The organism is Pseudomonas putida (genome assembly GCF_030159595.1).
Lineage (GTDB): Bacteria > Pseudomonadota > Gammaproteobacteria > Pseudomonadales > Pseudomonadaceae > Aquipseudomonas > Aquipseudomonas putida_AC.
Map to the genome: position 1 here is coordinate 252,624 of NZ_BSKJ01000004.1, position 15,711 is coordinate 268,334.

Here is a 15,711-nt window from a genome sequence, read left to right on the forward strand (position 1 = left end):
ACAGCATGCAATTCTTCGACGATTCGTTGCACCCGGAAAACATGGAAAAGGTGGTGATCACCGTGGCCCCCTATGGCCCGGAGTGGATGCCCGAAGACTTCCCTGAAGACATTCCGCTGACCATGGACGAGCAGGTGCAGAAGGCCGTCGACTGTTACGAGGCAGGCGCCACCGTGCTGCACTTGCATGTGCGTGAACTGGACGGCAAAGGCTCCAAGCGCCTGTCCAAGTTCAACGAGCTGATCGCCGGGGTACGCGAAGCCGTCCCGGACATGATCATCCAGGTTGGCGGTTCGATTTCCTTCGCCCCGGAAGGCGAAGGCGAAGCGGCCAAATGGCTGTCGGACGACACCCGGCACATGCTCGCCGAGCTGACGCCGCGCCCCGACCAGGTGACCGTGGCCATCAACACCACGCAGATGAACATCATGGAGTTGTTGTACCCCGAGTACCTCGAAGGCACCTCGCTGGCCAGCCCGGCAATCCATGCTGCCTACAGCGAAATGACCGTGCCGGCCGGCCCGGCCTGGGTCCGCGAACACCTGCGCCGCCTGCAGGCCAGCAATATCCAGCCGCATTTCCAGCTGACCGGCATGCATGCCCTGGAAACCCTTGAGCGCATCGTGCGCCGGGGTGACTACATGGGCCCGCTGAACCTGACCTGGATCGGCATTGGCGGCGGTTTCGATGGCCCCAACCCGTTCAACTTCTTCAATTTCATCCACCGCGCACCGGACGGCTGCACGTTGACCGCCGAATCGCTGCTCAAGAACGTGCTGCCGTTCAACACCATGGCCCTGGCCATGGGCCTGCACCCGCGCTGTGGCAACGAAGACACCATCATCGACCAGCACGGCAAACGCTTCACCTCGGTGCAGCAGGTCCAGCAGACCGTGCGCGTGGCGCATGAGCTGGGTCGCGAGATTGCCACTGGCAAGCAAGCACGCGCGATTTATCGCATCGGGCAGCAGTACGACAGCATCGAGCAGACGCTGAAGGCCAATGGCATGGCGCCAAACCGCCAGCCGGGTGTGAAGGGGGTGCCGCAGCGTACCTGAACGGCAGGCCCGGCTTCTTCGCGGGCAAAACCGCGAAGAGGCCCGCAAGAGCAACATCAGTTCTGGCTGTTACCCATAACAACAAAAACAACACCCAAGCCCCATACCCAAGGAGGCAACATGGCCACCTATCTCGCCAGTGCCGACGACGCCGGCACCGACTCCGTTCACAGCGTCCCCCGGCGTTATGCCTGGGTGGTCTTTGCCTTGACGTTTGGCCTGTTGATCTCCGACTACATGTCGCGCCAGGTTCTCAATGCGGTGTTCCCGCTGCTCAAGGGTGAATGGGCGCTCAGTGATGGCCAGTTGGGCCTGCTCAGCGGCATCGTCGCGCTGATGGTCGGCCTGCTGACCTTCCCGCTGTCACTGCTGGCCGACCGTTTCGGCCGGGTACGCAGCCTGGTGCTGATGGCGGTGCTGTGGAGCCTCGCTACGCTTGGCTGCGCCATGGCGGAAAACTACCCGCAAATGTTCATTGCGCGTTTTCTGGTCGGGGTCGGTGAGGCCGCTTATGGCAGTGTCGGCATTGCCGTGGTGGTCGCCGTGTTCCCCCGCGACATGCGCTCGACCCTGGCCGGTGCGTTCATGGCTGGTGGCATGTTCGGCTCGGTGCTGGGCATGGCCCTGGGTGGTGTATTGGCCCAGCACCTGGGCTGGCGCTGGGCATTCGCCGGTATGGCACTGTTCGGCCTGGTGCTGGCGATGCTCTATCCCATGATCGTCAAGGAAGCACGCATTGCGCCCAAGTGCGCGCAGCAGGCACTGGATAAGCCCTGCCGCCCGCTGCGCAGCTTGTACAGCAGCCGCTCGGTCATCGCCGCTTATGTCGGCAGCGGCCTGCAACTGTTCGTTGGCGGTACATTGATTGTGTGGATGCCCAGCTACCTGAACCGTTATTACGCCATGGGCACCGACCGCGCCGGGGCGATCGCCGCTGTCATCGTGTTGTGCAGCGGCATCGGCATGATCCTCTGCGCCATGCTCTGCGACCGCCTGGGGAGGCAGCGCCCGGACCGCAAGATCAGCCTGGCCATCGGCTACTGCCTGGGCAGTTGCATGCTGCTGAGCATTGCCTTCGCGCTGCCCGCTGGGACTGCGCAACTGGTGTTGATCTGCCTGGGCATGATGATTGCCGCCGGCACCAACGGCCCGTCCAGTGCCATGGTTGCCAACCTGACCCACGCGTCGGTACATGGCACCGCATTCGCCACCCTGACCCTGGCCAACAACCTGCTGGGCCTGGCGACCGGGCCGCTGATTACTGGCCGGGTATCCGACCTGATCGGCCTACAGGCCGCATTACAGCTGGTACCGCTGACAAGCATCGCGGCGGCGGCTGTGTTCTTTTTCGCTAAACGTCATTACCACCGCGACATGGACTGTCTGCGCTCCAGGAGTTGAAACCGTGAAACAGCTGTTGTCCGTCGAGGTGTTCTTCGATTTTGTCTGCCCCTGGTGCCTGATTGGGCAGCGGCACCTGCAGGCGGCCCTGTTGAGGTTGCAGCGTGAGCAGCCCCAGGTGGAGGTGCAGGTGCACTGGCAGGGCGTGCAGTTGCTGCCTGGGCTGCCTGCCAATGGGGTGCCGTTCAATACGTTTTACCTGCAACGTCTGGGCAGTGAGCAAGCGGTGCGCGAGCGCCAGGCCCAAGTGCGCGCCGCCGCCAGCGCGGTGGGCGAAGATATCGATTTTTCGCGCATCCGCCGCATGCCCAATACTGGCAATGCGCACCGCTTGATGCAGCGGGCCGGCAGCCTGCTCGGTGCACCACAACAGGAGGCGTTGCTGGCGCGGTTGTTCATTGCCTATTTCCACCAGGGCTGTGACCTGGGGGACCGCGGCACCTTGCTCGGTATTGCCCAGAGCTGTGGGTTGCAGGCTGCACAAGTGGTCGACTGCCTGCGTGACGACGGTAGCCCGTTTCTTGATGGGGCAGGGCGCGCAGGCAGTGCCGTGCCACGCTACCGCTTCAATCAGGGGCCGTTGATTGCAGGCGTGCGGCCAGCCGAGGCGCTGTTCGCGGCCATGAGCGACGCCTTGCAGGAGGTGGCGCAGGCATGAAGCGGCGTATGGCATTGCTCCCCAATCAAGTACCGGAACGCAACGGGCGGGTGCTGTTGGACCTTGAGGGCCACAGCGTGGCCTTGTTCAACATTGCCGATTCGCTCTATGCCGTCGACGACGGTTGCCCGCACCAAGGGGCATCGCTGTGCGGCGGTCGCCTGGAAGGTCGCGTCATCCAGTGTTGTGCCCACGGGTTGCGTTTCGATCTGGCCAGCGGTTATCTGCAGAACTCCACTGCGCTCAAGCTGAACACATACCCTGTCGAGCGCGAGAAGGGTGAAGTGTTTATCGTCATCGATGAGCCCGCAACGGGCTGTTAATGCAGCTGCCCATTGTGTTGCGCGCGCCAGTTGGCCGGCGGCATGCCGTACTGGGCAATGAACCAGCGGGTGAATGAGCTGGGCATCGAATAACCGAGCATGTCGGCAATACGCCCCAGCGAATAGCTGGGGTTTTCCAGGTAGCGCATCACCAAGTCGCGGCGCACGCTGTTGATCAGGTCCTTGAAGGTCAGCGCGTTCTCTTCCAGCCGCCGCTGCAGGGTGCGCACGTTCATGCCTTGGGTCTGCGCCACTTGCTCGATGGTGGCACGACCCATGGGTAACAGCAGGTAGATGGTTTTGCGCAGCTCCAGTTCCAGCGACGGTACGCCGCTGGCCGGCAGGGTGTCCAGGTAGCGACGCGCCAGCCGGGCCATGGCCTCGTTGGCCTGCGGGCTGGCACTGTCGAGGTCGGCAGCGGGGCAGACGATGCCGTTGAATTCGCTGCCGAACACCAGTGTGCAACCGAAGATGCGTCGGTGAATGGCGAGGTCGGCAGGGGCCGCGTGGGTGAAGTTGGCACTGATCGGGTGCCAATGGGCGCCCAGCAGCGCCGCGCACAGGCGCATCATCACGCCGATGGCCAGCTCGGTGGCCTGGCGGCTGCAGGGCGCACGCTCGTTGATCACCTCTTCGCGAATGACCACGGTCTTGCCGGCTTCCTCGATATGGATGGCCAGCGCGTCATTGAGCAGGTGGCGGTACTGCACGATCACCTGCAGCGCATCGCGCAGGTTGCGTTGGTGGCTGAGCAACAGGCTGATTTCGCCAAAGTCCGACAATTGACGCAATTCGGCCATGCGCAAGCCAAAGCTTTCACACTTCGTGGCGCTGGCAGAGGCCTCCAGCAAACTGATGACGCTGGCCACCTGGATACGCCGGTTGGGATCGTCGAGCAACGCGGCGCTCAGGCCAACCTGTGCCAGCAGCGCATGGGGGTTTAGGCCCAGGTGGCGGGACACTTCCAGGTAGTTGGTCAAGCTGGCGGCACGGACAAGAGCAGGCATTTTTTATTGTTGTCCCTAAAGCACGGGGTTTGCAGGTCCACTGGTTTTATAGCCTGCGTGTCATCAATTGAAAAGCAAAGCCCTGTTTTGGCCAGTGTCATCAAATGAAAAGCGCCTGACGCCCAATGTAAAGCACCTGGGGGGAGGCCTGTTTACTGTGACCTTCAAGCGCTACATCGCACATGAGGTTCACCGTGGAAAAATTGCAAACCACAGCCACCGTGCTGATCGTCCCCGGCCTGCGCGACCACGTCGCCGAACATTGGCAAACCCTGCTGGCCGGCCGCCTGGCCAAGGTGCGCAGCGTACCGCCGTTGCAGGTTGACGGCCTGTGTTGCAATGCCCGGGTCGAGGCGATCCAGCGCGAGCTCGACCAGATCGAAGGTGAGGTGATCCTGGTAGCACACAGCGCTGGTGCACTGATGGTTGCCCATTGGGCGGCACGCTACCAGCGGGCGATCAAGGGCGCGTTGCTGGCTGCCCCGCCGGACCTCAACGCCCACTGGCCAGCGCATTACCCAAGCCCGGCCAGCCTGGCCGAGAAGGGCTGGTCACCGCTTCCGCCCACGTCGCTGCCATTCCCAAGCATTGTCGCGGCCAGCAGCAATGACCACCTCGCCAGCTACGCCGCTGCGGGTGAAATGGCCCGGCGTTGGGGAAGCGAACTGGTCAGCCTGGGCGCCGTTGGCCACCTCAATCCGGCCTCAGGCTTCGGCCCCTGGCCGTTGGCCGAGGCCCTGATCCGCCGACTGGACGCAAACCTGCAGTAACGCATGGACGCCCCAGCCACGCCCGCAGCAGACGGGCGGCGTAAAAAACAATAACAATACGTGGAGCCATCGTAATGCCAGAACACCACATTCACCGTGCTGTGAAGCCACAGCGCTGCCTGCTCGCCTGCGCCATCGGCCTGCTCACGCTGCCCGGCGCACAAGCCTTCGAAGTCGATACCGGCCATGAAGACTGGGCCGTGCGCTTCGACAATACCGTCAAGTACAACTACGGCGTGCGCACCGAAAGTGCCGACAAGCGCCTGCTGGGCACGCCCAACAGCAACGACGGCGACTACAACTTCCGCAAGGCCGGCACCAACATCACCAACCGGGTCGACCTGCTGACCGAGTTGGACGTGGTGTATCAGGGCAACAGCGGCTTTCGTGTCAGCACTGCCAGCTGGTACGACAAGGCTTACGACAATACCGGCTCCAACAGCAACCCGTTCATCAACGGCAACGGTGAACAGTCGGGCATCAACCCCAGCCTCAATGGCCTGCCGGGTACCGGCATACCGCTGGGCGGTCCGCACCTGAGCAACTATGCGCAGCGCTATTACAGCGGCCCCTCGGGCGAAGTGCTGGACGCCTTCGTGTTCATGAGCCGTGATGTGGGCGAAGCATCACAGGTCAGCGCCAAGCTGGGCCAGCACAACCTGTTCTGGGGTGAAACCCTGCTCAACCCGGTGCATTCGCTGAGCTACGGCCAGTCTGGCCTGGACCTGGCCAAGCTGGCGGCATCGCCGGGCACCGAGGCTAAGGAGCTGTTCGTGCCGCGTAACCAGCTGTCGACGTCGTTTCTGGTCAATTCCGAGCTCACCTTGGGTGCCCAGTACTTCTTCGACTGGGACGCTGCCCGCCTGCCGGAAGCCGGTACCTACTATGGCGGCTCGGATGTGGTAGGCGAGGGTGCGCAGAGCTTCCTGCTGGGCCATACCGGCACCCCGGGGCTGATCCCGGTGCGTGGCGCGCTGACCACCCTGCGCCGTGGTCATGACCTTACCCCTGGCAAAAGCGGCGACTGGGGCGTCATGGCCAAGTGGTCGCCGGAGTGGCTGGGCGGTACCCTCGGTTTCTACTACCGCAAGACCTCCGAGATCTTGCCCCAGGCCTGGCTCGATGCGCGTGGCATGACCGTGGCCAACGGTCCGTTCGGCAACCCGCCGGGCAGCCGCCAGGGCGCGGTCGGCAACCTCTACAACTCACTGCAAAGCACCACTTATCAGTTCGCCTACGCCGACAACATCGACATCTATGGCCTGAGCCTGTCCAAGGATGTGGCAGGCATCAGCGTCGGCAGTGACCTGAACATCCGCCACAACATGCCGCTGGCGAGCATCCCGGCTATCGTCAGTGCCCCCGGCCAGGCAGGCCTGGGGGGCGGCTTCGGCCTGCTACCGGCGCGCCTGCCCAGCAGCGGCGTGGTCTACGACGTGCCCAAGGACGGCGACAGCCTGAGCGCCACCGGCGACACCCTGCACTTTACCCTCAATGGCCTGATGACCATTGGCGACACGCCATTGTTCGATGCCGCAACCCTGCTCGGCGAGCTGTTCTACAGCAACCTGCTCAAGCTCGATGGCCACAACGAGGCTTTGTACAAAGGCAAGAGCAGCTACCGCGGTATCGACAAGGCCACCCGCGACAACTGGGGCATCGCCGTCAACTTCACCCCCACCTGGTACCAAGTGGTGCCGGGCATGGACCTGAGCATGCCGCTGTCGGTCAACGTCGGCATCGACGGGGTATCCCCGGTGCAGGGCGGCGGTGCCGAAAACACCGGCAACTACGCGGTGGGCGTAAGTGCCGCGATCTACAACCAGTACTTCGTCGACCTCAAGTACGTCGACAGCTTCGGTGAGACCAAGGCCTGCAAGGACGGGCAGACCGACGGCAGCACCCCCAATGCCCTGGACGGCGAACAGGATTACACCTGCTACGGCGGCGGCTATGCCTCCTTCTCCGGTGGTGGTGCCACCACCGAGGACCGTGGTGCCCTGTACCTGACCGTCAAGACGACCTTCTGAGTCATGTTTCCTACCGCCTACACAGGAAGACAACCATCATGAATTTCGTACATACCCTGCTGGCCTCGTGCCTGTCGCTGGCCGCGCTCAACGCCGCCCAGGCCGCCGTATCCCCTGACCAGGCTGCACACCTGGGCACCAACCTGACCGCCATCGGCGCAGAAAAGGCCGGCAATGCCGACGGCTCGATCCCGGCTTACCAGGGCGGCTTGCAGACCCCGCCGGCCAGCTACCAGCGTGGCGCCAGCATGCGCCCAGACCCGTTCGCCAGCGACAAGCCGCAGTTGGTCATCGATGGCAAGAACGCTGATCAATACAAGGGCCAGCTGACCGCCACCACCCTGGAACTGCTCAAGCGTTACCCCAGCTACCGCGTCGACGTGTACCCGACTCACCGCAGCGTAGCGCTTCCGCAAGCAGTGCTGGACAACACCCGCAAGAACGCCACCGGTGCCAAAAGCCAGGAGGGCGGCACGGCGGTGGACAACGTGCTGCCGGGCATCCCGTTCCCCATTCCGCAAAACGGCGCCGAGGCCATGTGGAACTTCCTGCTGCGCTACCAAGGCGTGAGCATGACCGCCAAGTACGATTCTTGGAACGTCGATGCCGCCGGCAAGCCGTCGTTGTCGACCACTGGCCAAGCCAACATCAGCTACCCGATCTACGAGGACATGGCCAAACCGATCGGCGCAAAGGACACCTACTACCAGATGAAACTGGTGTACACCGGGCCCGCGCGCCGTGCCGGCGAAGCCATGATGCTGCGTGACGCCGCCAACCCCCTGGTGCAGCCACGTAGCGCCTGGCAGTACCTGCCCGGCCAGCGCCGGGTCAAGCTGGCACCGAACCTGGCCTACGATACGCCCAACCCGGGCACCTCAGGCTCGGGTACCTACGATGATGTGTTCGTCTTCAATGGCGCACTGGACCGCTACGACTGGACCTTGGTCGGCAAGCAAGAGATGTATGTGCCCTACAACACCTACCCGCTCACCTACAACACCGACGTCAAGCAACTGATCACCCCCAACCACCTGGCACCGCAGTTCGTGCGCTGGGAAAAACACCGCGTGTGGGTGGTGGAAGGCAAGCTCAAGGACGGCGCTCGCCACATCTATCACAAGCGCCGCTTCTACCTTGACGAAGACAGCTGGATCGCCCTGGCCTCGGACCAGTACGACGCCCGTGGCCAGCTGTACCGCGGCTCGTTCGCCTTCCTCACCCAGAGCTACGACAAGCAGACCCCGGACGCCACGCCCTTCATGATCTACGACCTGATCGGCGGCACCTACAACCTCAATGGCGTGGTCGGTGCCTACGGTGGCATCCGCTATATCGACCCATTGTCGAAAACCCAGTGGTCGCCCGAGTCGCTGGCCGGCAATGGCATTCGCTGAGCGCATGGAGCAGAGGTTGCCTATGTCTGTCTTCAAACGATGCAGCGTGGTGATGCTGGCCCTGGCCGCGCTGCACGGCGCGGCCCATGCGGCGCCGTTCACCGATGTGCTGGATGTGCCCGCCATGCCCAGCGCTCTGGCCGCCAGCAGCGCCTTACGCGATGTAACCCTGGCCGGGCAGCGCCTGGTGGCGGTGGGCCCGCGTGGGCACATCCTGTATTCCGATGACCAAGGCGCACACTGGCAGCAAGCCCAGGTACCGGTCAGCGCCGACCTGAATGCGGTGAGCTTCGCCACGCCTGAACTGGGCTGGGCGGTTGGCCATGACGGTGTGGTGCTGCACAGCCGCGATGGTGGCGTGCACTGGCAGAAACAGCTGGATGGCCGCGTGCTGGCCGAGCAGTTGCCAGCGGCAGCCACCGACAATGCCTTGCTCGACGTGTGGTTCAGCGATGCCCGCAATGGATACGCGGTGGGTGTGTTCAACCTGCTGTTGCGCACCCTCGATGGCGGGGAGCACTGGCAGCCTTGGCTCGACCACAGCGACAACCCTCAAGGCCTGCACTTGACCAGCCTGGCGGCGGTGGGTGACGACTTGTTCATCACCGGCGAGCAGGGCCTGCTGCTGAAGTGGGACGGCGAGCGTTTCAGCCGCGTCGAGACACCTTACGCCGGTACCCTGTTCGGCGCCGTCGGCAAGCCAGGCGTGCTGCTGGTTTATGGCTTGTGCGGCCACGTCTACCGCAGCACCGATGGTGGCCAGCAGTGGCAACCGGTCAATACCGGCATCAATACCAGCTTCACTGCCGCTGGCATCGACCGTGATGGCCAGCTGTGGTTGGCCAGCCAAGCCGGCGACCTGCTGCTCAGTCGGGATGACGGCGCCAGCTTCAGTCCGGTGCCGCAAAACGCCCGTGGCCCGGTGGCGGCGCTTGCCAGCGACACCGGCAACGGCCTGGTGCTGGTGGGCGAGCGGGGCGTGCGCAACCAGGCTGGCAACCCCACGCTACACCCATAACAAGAGAAGACCCTGATGGCCGCTACCCGCCAAGATACCCTTCCGGTAATTCGTAACCTTGCCGACTTCGACCCGCGCTCGGGCAATGGCCTGGAACGCCTGGTGTTCAACCACCGCCTGCCATTTCTATTGTGCATGCTGTTGGTGACGCTGGTGTTGGGCTTCATGGCGCTGACCCGCCTGGAACTGCGCCCCAGCTTCGACAAGATGCTGCCGCAGAGCCACCCCTACATCCAGCATTACCTGGAGAACCGCACCTCGTTGCGCGGCCTTGGCAATGCGGTTCGGGTAGTGGTAGAAAACACCCAGGGCGACATCTTCGACCCGGGCTACCTGCAGACCCTGCGCCACATCAACGACGAGCTGTTCCTCAGCCAGGGTGTGGACCGGGCCTGGGTGAAGTCGCTGTGGAGTCCGGCGGTGCGCTGGACCGAGGTCACCGAGGAAGGCTTCCAGGGTGGCCCGGTCATGCCCGACGGCTATCAGGGCGCGGCCGGCGATATCGAACAGCTACGGCAGAACATCGAGCGCGCCAACATCGTCGGCAGCCTGGTGGCGCGCGACTTCAAGTCGAGCATGCTGGTGGTGCCGCTGCTTGACCAGGATTCGGCCACCGGCAAAGGCCTGGACTACCATGCCTTTTCGCAAAAGCTCGAACAGTTGCGCAGCCAGTACCAGGCCAGCGGCCAGTACCGCATCCATGTGATTGGCTTCGCCAAACTGATGGGCGACCTGATCGACGGTTTGATCGAGGTAATGGCGTTCTTTGCCCTGGCGGTGCTGACCAGCCTGGTGATCATCTACTGCTATACCCGTTGTGTACGCAGCACGTTGCTGGTGGTGCTGTGTTCGCTGACGGCGGTGGTATGGCAACTGGGTATCGTCGCCTGGCTGGGCTATGCCATCGACCCGTACTCGATCCTGGTGCCGTTCCTGATCTTCGCCATTGGTGTGTCGCATGCCGCGCAGAAGATGAATGGCATCCTCCAGGACATCGGCCGCGGTACCCACCGGCAGATCGCCGCCCGCTATACCTTCCGCCGCCTGTTCGTGGCCGGGGTGACTGCCCTGCTGGCCGATGCCGTGGGTTTTGCCGTACTGATGCTGATCGATATTCCAGTGATCCAGGACCTGGCGATTACCGCCAGCATTGGTGTTGCGGTGCTGATCTTTACCTCACTGCTGTTGATGCCGGTGGCACTGTCCTATGTCGGTGTAGGCAGCAAGGCCGCCGAGCGGGCGCTGCGTATCGATGCCCGCGCAGCGCAGCACCGTGGTTTTGGCCGGCTGTGGGACCTGCTCGACCGCTTCACTGAGCGCAAGTGGGCCAGTGCCGCTGTGCTGGCAGCCCTGGCCTTGGCGGCCCTCGGCATCTGGGGCAGCCTGCAACTGAAAATCGGTGACCTCGACAGCGGCGCCCCCGAACTGCGCGCTGATTCGCGCTACAACCTCGACAACGCCTACATCACCCAGCATTACGCACTGTCCAGCGACACGTTTGCGGTCATGGTCAAGACCGCTCCCGAAGGTTGCCTGCAGTACCAGACCTTGATCCTCGCCGACCGCCTGGCCTGGGAACTGCAGCAACTGCAGGGCGTGCAGACCACGGTGTCGCTGGCCAACGCCGTGCGCCAGATCACCGCCGGTACCTACGAAGGCAACCCGCGCCTGAACAGCCTGCAACGTAATCAGGACGTGCTCAACTACGCGGCCCAGCAAGCCTCGGTCAACGCCCCGGAGCTGTTCAACAACGACTGCTCGCTGATGCCGGTGATCGCTTACCTCAAAGACCATCGCGCCGACACCCTGGCCGAGGTGGCTGCCGTGGCCGAACGCTTTGCCCAGGCCAACAGCAGTGCCGAGCACCAGTTCTTGCTGGCCGCTGGCAGCGCCGGTATCGAGGCCGCCACCAACGTGGTGGTGCGCGAGGCCAACCACCGCATGTTGCTGCTGGTCTACCTGGCGGTCACGTTGTTCTGCCTGGTCACCTTCCGCAGTTGGCGCGCAACGCTGGTGGCGATCCTGCCGCTGATGCTCACCTCGGTGCTGTGCGAGGCGCTGATGGTGGCCATGGGTATTGGTGTCAAGGTTGCCACGTTGCCGGTGATCGCCCTTGGCGTGGGCATCGGCGTGGACTACGCGCTGTACCTGCTCAGCGTACAGCTGCACTACCAGCGTGCGGGGCTGAGCCTGGCCCAGGCCTACCAGAAAGCCGTGGCCTTCACCGGCCGAGTAGTGGGGCTGGTCGGTATTACCCTGGCGGCCGGCGTGGTCGGCTGGGCCTGGTCACCGATCAAGTTCCAGGCCGATATGGGCCTGCTGCTGACCTTCATGTTCCTGTGGAACATGCTCGGCGCACTGGTGCTGATCCCGGCGCTGTCGCACTTCCTCCTGCGTGGCCAGGCCGCCCCGGCAGCCGCCGAAGCCCAGGCCGCAGCTCATTCGCAAACCCAAGAAACCGAGTGTTCGCCTCATGTCTGATTACCTTCCGCCACTGCGCGACATGGATTTCCTGTTCAACGAAGTGTTCGACATCCCGGCCTGGTGGGCGCAAACGCCCGCCCTGGCCGAGCAGGTCGACGGTGACACCGCCCGGGCCGTGCTCGAACAGGCCGGCAAGCTGATTGCCGAACGGGTGGCACCGCTCAACCGCAGTGGCGACGAGCAAGGTTGCCGCTGGGAGGCTGGCCAGGTGCGTACCCCCGATGGCTTCGCCGACGCCTACCGGGCCTTCGCCGCTGACGGTTGGGTGGGTGTGGCCGGCGCCCCGGAATACGGGGGCATGGGCATGCCGAAAGTGATCGGCGCCCAGCTCGAAGAAATGCTCAATGCCGCTAACCTGTCGTTCGGCCTGTACCCAATGCTTACGGCCGGAGCGTGCCTGTCGCTGCTCAACCATGCCAGCGAGCCGTTGAAGGCGCTGTACCTGCCGCCCATGTACCAAGGCCGCTGGACCGGTTCGATGTGCCTGACCGAGCCGCACGCCGGCACCGACCTGGGACTGATCCGCACCCGCGCCGAGCCAAGCGCCGATGGCCGCTACCGCATCAGCGGTACCAAGATATTCATCACCGGCGGCGAGCAGGACCTGACCGAGAACATCATCCACCTGGTGCTAGCGCGGCTGCCGGATGCGCCCGCTGGGCCCAAGGGCATTTCGCTGTTCCTGGTGCCCAAGGTACTGGTCGACAGCGACGGTGTGTTGGGTGAGGCCAATGCGGTGAGTTGCGGCTCGATCGAGCACAAGATGGGCATCAAGGCCTCGGCCACCTGCGTGATGAACTTTGACGGCGCCGTCGGCTACCCGGTCGGTGAGCCGAACAAGGGGCTCAATGCCATGTTCACCATGATGAACTACGAGCGTCTCGGCGTGGGCATCCAGGGCCTGGCTTTGGGCGAGCGTTCCTATCAGGGGGCCATCGCCTATGCCCGTGATCGCCTGCAAGGCCGTGCGCCGACGGGCGCCGAAGCACCGGCGCAGTATGCCGACCCGATCATCGTCCACCCGGACGTACGCCGCATGCTGCTGACCATGAAAGCGCTGAACGAAGGTGGTCGGGCGTTTTCCACCTATGTGGCATTGCAACTGGACGTGGCCAAGTACAGCGACGACCCGGCTGCGCGTGCTCGGGCCGATGCCAAGGTGGCGTTGCTCACGCCGGTGGCCAAAGCCTTCCTCACCGACATGGGGCTGGAGACCACCGTGCACGGCCAGCAGGTGCTGGGTGGCCATGGCTATATCCGTGAATGGGGCCAGGAGCAGTTGATCCGCGACTGCCGCATTACCCAGATCTACGAAGGCACCAATGGCATCCAGGCCCTCGACCTGGTGGGGCGCAAGCTGTTTGGCGATGGTGGTGAGGCGTACCTCGGTGTGTCCGATGAACTCACCACCTTTGCCGAAGCGCTGCCCGCAGCATACGCCGAGTTCAGTGCGCCGTTGCTTGCTGCCGTGCGCAACCTGGATGAGCTGAGTGCCTGGTTACTCGACCGTGCCCAAGGCAACCCGCGCGAGCTTGGCGCGGCGGCGGTCGAGTACCTGCAGGTGTTTGGCTACACCTTCTACGCCTACCTGTGGGCGCGCATGGCCGTGGTGTGCCAGGGCCATGCGGCACCTGAGCCGTTCCACCTGAGCAAGCTCGGTACCGCGCGCTTTTACTTTGCACGCCTGCTACCACGCATCCATTCGCTCAGTGCCAGTGTCAGGGCCGGCAGCGACAGCCTGTACCTGCTCGAGGCCGAACAACTGTGATGGCCGCTAACATGACCACGACTCGCATCATGCCCGCAGCCGAGCAGGCGTATGCCTACCCGCTGCTGATCAAGCGCCTGCTGCTGTCGGGCGTGCGCTACCAGCCCAGCCAGGAAATCGTCTACGCCGACAAGCTGCGCTACACCTACACCGTGTTACTTGAGCGTATCCAGCAACTGGCCAATGTGCTGACCGCAGCCGGGGTCAAACCCGGCGATACGGTGGCCTTGCTCGACTGGGACAGCCACCGGGCATTGGAGTGTTTCTTTGCCGTACCGATGCTAGGGGCGGTACTGCATACGGTAAATGTGCGGTTGTCCAGCGAGCAGATACGCTACACCATGAGCCATGCCGAGGACCGGTGGGTGCTGGTGCATGACGACTTCCTGCCACTGATGCAGCAGCTACAGGCCGACCTGCCGACAGTCGATGGTTTCATCCGCCTCAGCGATGGCGCTCCCGCCGCGCAGGGGGTGCCTTTGCTGGGCGAGTATGAGGCCATGCTGGCAGCTGCCGAGCCCCAGTTCGACTTCCCGGACTTCGACGAGCATTCGCTGGCCACGTTGTTCTACACCAGCGGTACCACCGGCAACCCCAAGGGCGTTTACTTCAGCCACCGGCAACTGGTGCTGCATACCCTGGTCGAGCAGGGCACCCTGGCTGCGTGCGGCGAGGTACCGCTGTTGCGAACTGGTGATGTGTACATGCCGATCACGCCCATGTTCCATGTGCACGCCTGGGGTGTGCCCTATGTGGCCACGGCGCTGGGCATCAAGCAGGTTTACCCTGGGCGCTACGATCCCAACCGCCTGGTACGTCTTTATCGCGACGAAGGCGTGACCTTTTCCCATTGCGTGCCCACGGTGTTGCAGATGATGCTCGACAGCGAGCAAGGGCGCTGCACCGACCTGACCGGCTGGAAGATGCTGCTGGGCGGCAGCGCGCTGACCTTGGGCCTGGCCCAGCGGGCCAGCGAGCGCGGCATCAGCGTGCATTGTGGCTATGGCATGTCGGAAAGCTGCCCGCTGCTCAGCATTACCCACCTGAGTGCCGACCTGCTGGCACAGCCCATGGCGCAACAACTGCCACTGCGCATCGATGCCGGTGTGCCGATTGCGTTGGTGGACCTGCGTATCGTCGACAGTGAGGGTAGGGAGGTGCCACATGATGGCGAAAGCCTGGGCGAAGTGGTGGTGCGCGCGCCGTGGCTCACCCAGGGCTACCTGCACGAACCGGAGCAAGGCGCTGCGCTGTGGCTGGGGGGCTGGATGCACACCGGTGACCTGGCCTGTATCGATGCAGCGGGCGTGGTGCGCATCCGCGACCGGATCAAGGATGTGATCAAGACAGGTGGCGAGTGGGTCAGCTCGGTGGCGTTGGAGAACCTCATCAGCCAGCACCCGTCTGTCACCTCGGTGGCGGTCATCGGTATTCCTGACCCACAGTGGGGGGAACAACCTTTAGCCCTGGTGGTCTGTTGTGACGGTGTGCAGCTCGACCAGCCGGCATTGGCCAGGCACCTGCAGCCGTATGTAGACAGTGGGCACCTGAACAAATGGGCGATACCACGGCAGCTACGTTGTGTGGCCGAGATCCCCAGGACCAGTGTCGGCAAGATCGACAAGAAGCGAATTCGCCAGGCTGAAATCTAGATTTGGCTTGCGATTTCCGGGGGCGCAAAGCGCCCCAAGACCCCGCCAGACAAGGGAATGGCGGTTGACCAACGTTCAGCCAGGTAAAGTTAGGTAAAAGCGGCCACGGCATATACAGGGATCAGTATTGTGGTTTGTACGGTCC

The 15,711-nt window shown here is 63.6% G+C and carries 12 protein-coding genes; 11 read left to right on the forward strand and 1 reads right to left on the reverse strand.

The genetic code is table 11. The features are described from left to right. Positions 1-5: 5 nt before the first annotated feature. From QQL85_RS11105 to QQL85_RS11120, 4 genes are all read left to right on the forward strand, one after another. A complete protein-coding gene (locus QQL85_RS11105) occupies positions 6-1,058 on the forward strand; it encodes a 3-keto-5-aminohexanoate cleavage protein (protein WP_284353695.1) in 1,053 nt (350 codons plus the stop codon). A 120-nt stretch (positions 1,059-1,178) separates the two neighbouring features. After that, on the forward strand, positions 1,179-2,459 hold the full coding sequence (locus tag QQL85_RS11110; RefSeq protein WP_284353694.1) for an MFS transporter: 1,281 nt from the start codon (positions 1,179-1,181) through the stop codon (positions 2,457-2,459). A 4-nt stretch (positions 2,460-2,463) separates the two neighbouring features. Further along, positions 2,464-3,117 carry a DsbA family oxidoreductase gene (locus QQL85_RS11115; RefSeq protein WP_284353693.1) on the forward strand — a complete coding sequence of 218 codons (654 nt, stop codon included), beginning with the start codon at positions 2,464-2,466 and terminating at the stop codon, positions 3,115-3,117. Further along, on the forward strand, positions 3,114-3,440 hold the full coding sequence (locus QQL85_RS11120; protein WP_284353692.1) for a Rieske (2Fe-2S) protein: 327 nt from the start codon (positions 3,114-3,116) through the stop codon (positions 3,438-3,440). Before QQL85_RS11115 ends, QQL85_RS11120 begins: the two co-directional genes overlap by 4 nt. On the opposite strand, the gene QQL85_RS11125 is transcribed toward QQL85_RS11120, so the two are convergent. Next, on the reverse strand, positions 3,437-4,447 hold the full coding sequence (locus QQL85_RS11125) for an AraC family transcriptional regulator (protein ID WP_284353691.1): 1,011 nt from the start codon (positions 4,445-4,447) through the stop codon (positions 3,437-3,439). The two genes, QQL85_RS11120 and QQL85_RS11125, sit on opposite strands and share 4 nt — an antisense overlap. A gap of 194 nt (positions 4,448-4,641) precedes the next feature. Here QQL85_RS11125 and QQL85_RS11130 point away from each other — a divergent pair, with 194 nt between their 5' ends. The 7 genes from QQL85_RS11130 to QQL85_RS11160 all read left to right on the forward strand — a co-directional run bounded on the left by QQL85_RS11130 (position 4,642) and on the right by QQL85_RS11160 (position 15,566). Continuing rightward, positions 4,642-5,217: an RBBP9/YdeN family alpha/beta hydrolase gene (locus QQL85_RS11130; protein WP_284353690.1), complete on the forward strand. Its 576-nt coding sequence runs from the start codon at positions 4,642-4,644 to the stop codon at positions 5,215-5,217. Between the two features lie 74 nt (positions 5,218-5,291). Then, positions 5,292-7,247: a DUF1302 domain-containing protein gene (locus QQL85_RS11135; protein WP_284353689.1), complete on the forward strand. Its 1,956-nt coding sequence runs from the start codon at positions 5,292-5,294 to the stop codon at positions 7,245-7,247. 38 nt (positions 7,248-7,285) lie between these two features. Then, on the forward strand, positions 7,286-8,644 hold the full coding sequence (locus QQL85_RS11140) for a DUF1329 domain-containing protein (RefSeq protein WP_284353688.1): 1,359 nt from the start codon (positions 7,286-7,288) through the stop codon (positions 8,642-8,644). Positions 8,645-8,666: 22 nt separating this feature from the next. Next, positions 8,667-9,662, forward strand: a complete 996-nt coding sequence (locus QQL85_RS11145; RefSeq protein WP_284353687.1) for a WD40/YVTN/BNR-like repeat-containing protein — start codon at positions 8,667-8,669, stop codon at positions 9,660-9,662. A 15-nt stretch (positions 9,663-9,677) separates the two neighbouring features. Further along, positions 9,678-12,143 (forward strand): efflux RND transporter permease subunit, encoded by a 2,466-nt coding sequence (locus tag QQL85_RS11150; protein ID WP_284353686.1) that lies wholly within the window; start codon positions 9,678-9,680, stop codon positions 12,141-12,143. Further along, entirely contained in the window at positions 12,136-13,914 is a 1,779-nt protein-coding gene (locus tag QQL85_RS11155) for an acyl-CoA dehydrogenase C-terminal domain-containing protein (protein ID WP_284353685.1), read from the forward strand. The genes QQL85_RS11150 and QQL85_RS11155 overlap by 8 nt, the downstream gene beginning before the upstream one ends. An 11-nt stretch (positions 13,915-13,925) precedes the next feature. Then, positions 13,926-15,566 carry a fatty acid--CoA ligase gene (locus QQL85_RS11160; protein WP_434482128.1) on the forward strand — a complete coding sequence of 547 codons (1,641 nt, stop codon included), beginning with the start codon at positions 13,926-13,928 and terminating at the stop codon, positions 15,564-15,566. The last annotated feature ends 145 nt before the right edge of the window (positions 15,567-15,711 follow it).

What these genes read in the sequence shown, in the direction of transcription:
- QQL85_RS11105 (WP_284353695.1), top strand. Translation starts at nt 6, where the DNA reads ATGCAATTCTTCGACGATTCGTTGCACCCGGAAAACATGGAAAAGGTG.
- QQL85_RS11110 (WP_284353694.1), top strand. Translation starts at nt 1,179, where the DNA reads ATGGCCACCTATCTCGCCAGTGCCGACGACGCCGGCACCGACTCCGTT.
- QQL85_RS11120 (WP_284353692.1), top strand. Translation starts at nt 3,114, where the DNA reads ATGAAGCGGCGTATGGCATTGCTCCCCAATCAAGTACCGGAACGCAAC.
- QQL85_RS11125 (WP_284353691.1), bottom strand. Translation starts at nt 4,447, where the DNA reads ATGCCTGCTCTTGTCCGTGCCGCCAGCTTGACCAACTACCTGGAAGTG.
- QQL85_RS11135 (WP_284353689.1), top strand. Translation starts at nt 5,292, where the DNA reads ATGCCAGAACACCACATTCACCGTGCTGTGAAGCCACAGCGCTGCCTG.
- QQL85_RS11140 (WP_284353688.1), top strand. Translation starts at nt 7,286, where the DNA reads ATGAATTTCGTACATACCCTGCTGGCCTCGTGCCTGTCGCTGGCCGCG.
- QQL85_RS11145 (WP_284353687.1), top strand. Translation starts at nt 8,667, where the DNA reads ATGTCTGTCTTCAAACGATGCAGCGTGGTGATGCTGGCCCTGGCCGCG.
- QQL85_RS11150 (WP_284353686.1), top strand. Translation starts at nt 9,678, where the DNA reads ATGGCCGCTACCCGCCAAGATACCCTTCCGGTAATTCGTAACCTTGCC.
- QQL85_RS11155 (WP_284353685.1), top strand. Translation starts at nt 12,136, where the DNA reads ATGTCTGATTACCTTCCGCCACTGCGCGACATGGATTTCCTGTTCAAC.
- QQL85_RS11160 (WP_434482128.1), top strand. Translation starts at nt 13,926, where the DNA reads ATGACCACGACTCGCATCATGCCCGCAGCCGAGCAGGCGTATGCCTAC.